Below are 6,441 nucleotides of genomic sequence, written 5' to 3'. Positions count from 1 at the left end.
CACCGTGACGTCGCAGCCGGCTTCCGCCAGCAGCCGCAGGATGTTGCGCTTCACGCCGTAATCGATCGCCACGACCCGCAGGCCCTCGCCCTGGGCGCGGCTGCCGTAGCCGCCCTGGACCGCCCAGGTGGTCTCGGTCCAGGCCGCGTGCGCGCGGCTCGTCACCGGCGGCACGAGGTCGAGGCCCTCCATCGGGGCGAGCGCCGCGGCGCGCGCCTTCAGGGCCTCGCGGTCGAAGCGGCCCTCGGGGTCGTTGGCGATCACGGCGTTCGGCATGCCCCGGTCGCGGATCCGGGCGGTGAGCGCGCGGGTGTCGATCCCGGTGATGCCGACGATGCCGCGGGCCTTCAACCAGGCGTCGAGATGGCTCGACGAGCGCCAGCTCGAGGGCTGCGTCACGGCGGAGGCGATCACCGCGCCGCGCACGCCCGAGGCCGGAGCGGCGTCGAGGCTCTCGAGATCCTCGTCGTTGGTGCCGACATTGCCGATATGCGGGAAGGTGAAGGTGACGATCTGGCCCGCGTAGGAGGGGTCCGTCAGGATCTCCTGGTAGCCCGTCATGGCGGTGTTGAAGCAGACCTCGCCGTCCGCGACACCCGTCTGGCCGATGCCGAATCCTTCCAGGACCGTGCCGTCGGCCAGCACCAGCAGCGCGGTGACGACGGGGTCGGCCCAGGGAGCGGGCGCGGGACGGGATTGCGCTGTGGCGCCTTCGTCTTGCAGCATCGGCGTGATCTCGCTTATGTCCGGTGCCGGATCCGGCGCCTGCGATGAGGCGCGGCGGGCGGCCAAAACCCTCGTGCGGCGCTCTTAGCGAGCGGCCCGCGTCAGGGTCAATGTGGCGCGCCCGCCTTCCCCGCTCAACATCCGCGCCGCGCAGGGCCGACGCCCGTTTTTCGTATCACAGGAGAGAGTTCGATGCTGCGCGCGCGCTTCACCGCCGAGATGAAGGAGGCCATGAAGGCCGGCGAGAAGGACAAGCTCGCCACGATCCGGATGATCCAGGCGGCGCTCAAGGACAAGGACATCGAGGCCCGCGGCCTCGGCAAGGAGGCGGTCTCCGACGAGGAGATCCTGGCGCTCCTGCAGAAGATGATCAAGCAGCGCACCGAATCGGCCGGCGTCTACGAGCAGGGCGGCCGCCCGGAACTCGCGGCCAACGAGCGCGCCGAGATCGCGATCATCCAGGGCTTCCTGCCGCAGCAGATGGACGAGGCCGAGACGAAGGCCGCGATCGACGCCGCGATCGCCGAGACGGGTGCCGCCGGACCGAAGGACATGGGCAAGGTGATCGGCGCCCTGAAGGGCAAGTTCGCCGGCCGGATGGATTTCGGTCGGGCCAGCGGCCTCGTGAAGGACGCTCTCGCCGCCAAGGGCTGAGGCGCGGGAGCGGGCGGAGCGACAGCCGCAAATTCCCTCTCCCCGCTGTGCGGGGAGAGGGCTTCGGCGACCTCGTCGTCGCTGAAGCGAGGCGGCGCATCGATCCCGAAGGGATCGACCCGAAGGTGAGGGGGCTTCTACGGAGGAGCCTCCCCCGGAGCCGCCCCCTCACCGCCGCTCCGGCTACGCCTGCGCTTCCTGTCTGCACGACAAGGTGCAGACAGGCCTCTCCCCGCAAGCGGGGAGAGGGAGGAGGCCGTCTCATTCGGCCTTGCGCTTGACGATGGCCAGGCTCTGCGGATCGAGCTTGAGGTCGAACTTCTTGCCGGCGGCGTCGATCGCGTCGTCCACCTCGATCATGCCGTCGTCCAGCTCGATCTCGTCCCACTTGGTGAATCCCTCCTGCCGCAGCATGGCCTCGACCTTGGCCTGCTGGTCGGGCGGCAGCTTCTGGTCGGCATGCGCCAGGGTGCCGAGGCCGAGCGAGAGGGCGAGAGCGGCGAGGATGAGGGGCGGGCGCATGCGATCGTCTCCTGGCGTATCGGTTCGAGCGCGGATCCCGCGCAGGTCGCGCAGGTCCGGAACCAGTGAACGGACCGGCGGGCGGCGTGTTCCTGAGCCGGCTCGCCGGGCTTCACCCCAGATTGTCAGCGGGCACGCCCAAGCCTAGGCTTATCCTCCCGGCCTGAGGATCTTCGCGCATGGTCACCCGCGTCGCCACCGTCGCGTTCGAGGGCATCGAGGCGCGGGCCGTCGACGTGCAGGTGCAGATCATCCCGGGCTCGGTGCAGTTCGCGGTGGTCGGCCTGCCCGACAAGGCGGTGGCCGAGTCGCGGGAGCGCGTGCGCGGCGCGCTGATCGCCTCCGGGCTGGCGCTGCCGGCCAAGCGCATCACCGTCAACCTCGCGCCCGCCGACCTGCCGAAGGAGGGCTCGCACTACGACCTGCCGATCGCGCTGGGCGTGATGGCGGCGATCGGCGCGATCCCGGCCGACGCGCTCGGCGGCTACTGCGTGCTCGGCGAACTCGCCCTCGACGGCACGATCACGGCGGTGAACGGCGCGCTGCCGGCGGCGATCGCGGCGGGCGCGCGCGGCCTCGGGCTGATCTGCCCGGCGCCCTGCGGGCCGGAGGCGGCCTGGGCCGGCGGCGACCTCGACGTGCTGGCGCCGCGCTCGCTCATCCAGCTCGCCAACCACTTCAAGGGCAGCCAGGTCATGGCCCGGCCGGAGCCGGCGATCGCGGCCGCCCACGGGCCGCTGCCGGACCTGCGCGACATCAAGGGCCAGGAGGGCGCCAAGCGCGCGCTCGAGATCGCCGCGAGCGGCGGCCACAACCTGTTGATGAACGGGCCTCCGGGCGCCGGCAAGTCGATGCTGGCCGCGCGCCTGCCCTCGATCCTGCCGCCGCTCACCCCCCGCGAACTCCTCGACATCTCGATGATCCAGTCGGTGGCCGGCGAGCTGCGCGGCGGGGCGCTCTCGACCCGGCGCCCGTTCCGCGAGCCGCACCACTCGGCCTCGATGGCCGCGCTCGTGGGCGGCGGGCTCGGCGCCCGGCCGGGCGAAGCCTCGCTGGCGCACGGGGGGGTGCTGTTCCTCGACGAGCTGCCCGAGTTCACGCCCCAGGTGCTCGACTCGCTGCGCCAGCCCCTGGAGACCGGCGAGATCATGATCGCGCGGGCCAACCACCGGGTCGTCTACCCGGCCCGTTTCCAGCTGGTCGCCGCGATGAATCCCTGCCGCTGCGGGCAGGCGCTGGAGCCGGGCTACGCCTGCCGCCGAGGGCCGAACGCGCGCTGCATGGCCCAGTACGGCGCGCGCATCTCGGGTCCGCTCCTCGACCGGATCGACCTGCGCATCGAGGTGCCGGCGGTGAGCGCGGCCGACCTGATCCTGCCGCCGCCGGAGGAGGGTTCGGCCGAGGCCGCCGCCCGGGTCGCGGCGGCGCGCAGGCTGCAGGGGGAGCGCTACGCCGCGCGCGGCCTCTCAAACGCGACCACGAACGCGACCTGCCCGGCGACGCTGATCGAGGAGGTGGCGCGGCCCGATGCGGAGGGCGCGGCGCTGATCCGCTCAGCCGCCGAGTCCTTGCGCCTCTCGGCCCGGGGCTTCCACCGGACCCTGCGCCTCGCCCGCACGCTCGCCGACCTCGACGGCGAGGCGACGGTGCGCCGGCTGCATCTCGCGGAAGCCTTGTCCTATCGCGGGCGGGCAGAGCGCCCGGAGGCCGCTTGAGCGCCGCTCAATGCGCGCCGGTCTCCTCGGGCTCCGCCTTCTCGGCGGGCGGCTCGGCGCTGGCGACCGCCTTGCGCTCCAGCAGCGGCTGGAGGCGGGCGGCGAGCTGCCGGTCGAGGTGCCGGGCGTAGCCGCCCTTGAAGTAGCGGTCGCCGGTGCCGGGTCCGTAGGCCCGGTCGTGGGCCCGCACCATGGCGTCGACCTCGGGCCGGCACAGGAAGCCGATCACGCCGGCGGCCTGATACCAGCGCCCGGCGCGGGCGTGGTTCATCGCACCGGGATTCGACATCACGGTCTCGGCGAAGCAGTCGGTCGCGGCCTCGCGCAACGGGGTCAGGACGGCGTCCGCGTCGGCCCTCGGGCGGGGCCGGGCCTCGGCCGCGGAGAGGAGGGCGAGGACGGCGAGGGAACCGAGAAGCGCGGTCTTCATGCGGAAGGTCTCGAAGGGCATCGGACAGCCCGGACTCTTCCACGCGATTGCGACCGGAACAGGGCTCCGGACGCCGCGGCGCAGCATCGCCGGGCCGGCGCCGTGAGCCCCTTCGACCGGCGCGCAGGATCTGCGACGTTCCGCCGCACCGCGCCGACGGAACGGTTCTCAGCCGCGGCGTTCGGCGTTCCAGCGGCCGCGGCACTGGCTGCTGCCGGACGCGGTCCAGGTGCCGCTGCCGTAGCCGTCCTTGGCGAGGCGACCGACCACGTTGGCGCTGCCGAGCGCGTTCGAGATGGTGGCCCGCACCTGGCCGTTCGGCGCGACGCGGCCGCTCACCTGGAAGTCGCCGCCCGGATAGCTCGCCTCGCCCCGGTTGATGCGCACGCCGTAGCGGTAGGCCCGGTCGCAGGCCCCCGACTCGGTGACGACCTCGATGCTCCAGTTGCCGTCGAAGCGGTCCGGCACCTGGGGCGAGCGCCGTGCCGCGTCGGCCGAGCCGATGCCCGCTGCGGCAAGCGTCAGGGCGGCGGCGGCGAGGGCGAGGTGCTTCATGGTGGGGTGTCCGAGTGGTCCGTGCCAAGCGCCCGACGCGGTGCGCGCCGAGCGTGGCTGAAACTCGTCAGACCGGTTTCGGTTGCGACCGTGCGGCGCGGCTCCCGCGCCTCAGCCCGTCACGGCCCGCCGCAGCGCCTCGGCGAGGAAGGCCAGGAGGTCGCCGCCCGCCTGCAGGAAGCCGTCGACGCCGGCCGCCTTCAGCGCGTCCGGGTCGGCGGGCTTGCCGGCGAGGTAGACCGTGCCGGCCCCCGCCTCCTTGAGGGCGCGGGCCGCCGCGACCGCGCGCTCGGCGTAGACCGCGTCCGACGAGCAGAGGCAGGCGATCCGGGCGCCGGACGCCCGGAAGCCCGCCGCGAGCGCCGCCTCGTCCGCGAAGCCCTCGTTCGACAGGGCCTCGATGCCGCCCGCCGCGAAGGCGTTGGCAGCGAAGGTGGCGCGGGTGTTGAAGGCCGAGAGCGGCCCGAGATTGGCCAGGAACACCGCTGGGCGGGCGCCCGTCTTGGCGAGCACCGCGTCGGAGGCGTCGCGCAGCGCCTCGAAGGGCTCGGCGAGGCGCCCCGAGGGCAGGGGATCGCAGGCGACCGCCGCGCCGGTCCCGAACTCGGAGGCGGCCGGCGCCGGCACGGGAGCGACGTCGAGCACCGCCACGGGCTTCTCGGAGAGGTGCGGGAACTCGGTCGCGCCGGTCAGCGGTTCGCGGCGGGTGGCGACGTTGCGGGCGCGGGTCTCGCGCACCGCCTCGATGCGGCGCTGCAGCTTGCCGACGCTCAGCGAGGCGACGATGCCGCCCTCCCGCTCGATCGTCTGGAAGGCCTCCCAGGCCCGCTCGGTCAGTTCGGCGGTCAGCGCCTCGAACCCGCCCGCGCCGGCGGCCGGATCGGAGACCCGGGCGAGGCCGGATTCCTCCAGGAGGACGATCTGGCTGTTGCGGGCGACGCGCCGGGCGAAGGCGTCGGGCAGGCCGAGCGCCTGGGTGTAGGGCAGGGCGGCCACGCCATCGGCGCCGCCGAGCCCGGCCGCGGCCGTCGCCAGGGTGGTGCGCAGGATGTTCACGAAGGGGTCGCGCCGGGTCATCATCCGCCACGCGGTCTCGGCGTGGAGGCGCAGCGGCTTCGGGTCGAGCCCGCAGGCCTGCTCGACGCGGGCCCAGAGCCGGCGCATGGCGCGGAACTTGGCGAGCCCCAGGAACTCGTCGGCATCGGCGGCGAGCAGCACGCCGACCGCGTCGCGGGCCCGCTCCAGCGGGTGCCCCTCGGCCTCCAGGGCGCGCAGGTAGGTCACGGCGGTGGCGAGCACCGCGGCGAGTTCGTCCACCTCGCCCGCGCCGCCCTCGTGGTAGGGCCGCCCGTCAGCGAGCAGCGCCCGGCCGCGGAAGCCCGCGGCGTCGAAGTCGCGGAGCGTCGCGCCGAGCTTCGGCACGATGTCGGACCAGACCGCGCCGAGGCTGCCGGTGGCGGCGAGCTTGCCCACGGGGTCGATGCCGAGGTCGAGGTCGAGGCCGGCCAGATCCTCGCCGCGCCGCTCCGCCAGCGCCTTGATCAGGCCGGCGGCCTCGAGCGCCTGCCCGCCCGCCTCGAGGCGCAGCGCGATCAGCGGCAGCATCACGCCCTGGAGCGCCGCGTCGAGGGCGTCCACGTCCGTTGCGGAGAGGCCGTAGCCGCGGGCGGTCGGCGCCGCCGCGAAGACCAGCGCGAGCGCGTCGGCGCCGCCCTCGAGGTCGGCGAGCGCCTGCCGATTGGCGGCGGCCACGTCGGGGTGGTCCATCCGTTGCACGACGCGCCACGGGCCGGGGGTGCGCACCGGCTGGGGGGTGGGCTCGGCCGGGTCGTACAGGGG

The 6,441-nt window shown here is 74.2% G+C and carries 7 protein-coding genes; 2 read left to right on the top strand and 5 right to left on the bottom strand.

Annotated elements, in window-relative coordinates; all coding sequences use genetic code 11:
- Positions 1-726, bottom strand: a 726-nt coding sequence (locus AX737_RS24480; RefSeq protein ID WP_280949101.1) for a carbamoyl-phosphate synthase domain-containing protein, incomplete at its 3' end; no start/stop codon positions are given.
- A gap of 192 nt (positions 727-918) precedes the next feature.
- On the opposite strand from AX737_RS24480, the gene AX737_RS24475 reads away from it, so the two are divergent.
- Entirely contained in the window at positions 919-1,380 is a 462-nt protein-coding gene (locus AX737_RS24475) for a GatB/YqeY domain-containing protein (protein WP_066925828.1), read from the top strand.
- 261 nt (positions 1,381-1,641) lie between these two features.
- Here AX737_RS24475 and AX737_RS24470 read toward each other — a convergent pair whose 3' ends face one another.
- On the bottom strand, positions 1,642-1,902 hold the full coding sequence (locus tag AX737_RS24470; protein ID WP_066925825.1) for a PepSY domain-containing protein: 261 nt from the start codon (positions 1,900-1,902) through the stop codon (positions 1,642-1,644).
- A gap of 179 nt (positions 1,903-2,081) precedes the next feature.
- On the opposite strand from AX737_RS24470, the gene AX737_RS24465 reads away from it, so the two are divergent.
- Positions 2,082-3,617: a YifB family Mg chelatase-like AAA ATPase gene (locus tag AX737_RS24465; RefSeq protein WP_066925822.1), complete on the top strand. Its 1,536-nt coding sequence runs from the start codon at positions 2,082-2,084 to the stop codon at positions 3,615-3,617.
- A 7-nt stretch (positions 3,618-3,624) separates the two neighbouring features.
- On the opposite strand, the gene AX737_RS24460 is transcribed toward AX737_RS24465, so the two are convergent.
- The 3 genes from AX737_RS24460 to AX737_RS24450 all read right to left on the bottom strand — a co-directional run.
- Positions 3,625-4,047, bottom strand: a complete 423-nt coding sequence (locus AX737_RS24460) for a hypothetical protein (protein WP_066925832.1) — start codon at positions 4,045-4,047, stop codon at positions 3,625-3,627.
- Between the two features lie 168 nt (positions 4,048-4,215).
- Positions 4,216-4,602: a large exoprotein involved in heme utilization or adhesion gene (locus AX737_RS24455; protein ID WP_066925819.1), complete on the bottom strand. Its 387-nt coding sequence runs from the start codon at positions 4,600-4,602 to the stop codon at positions 4,216-4,218.
- 111 nt (positions 4,603-4,713) lie between these two features.
- Positions 4,714-6,441 (bottom strand): methylmalonyl-CoA mutase family protein (locus AX737_RS24450; protein ID WP_066925816.1); only part of this gene is annotated, 1,728 nt, incomplete at its 5' end.

This window comes from Methylobacterium sp. CCH5-D2 (assembly GCF_001556475.1).
Taxonomy (GTDB): Bacteria; Pseudomonadota; Alphaproteobacteria; order Rhizobiales; family Beijerinckiaceae; genus Methylobacterium; species Methylobacterium hispanicum.
This window is presented reverse-complemented; position numbering and strand designations above follow the sequence as displayed.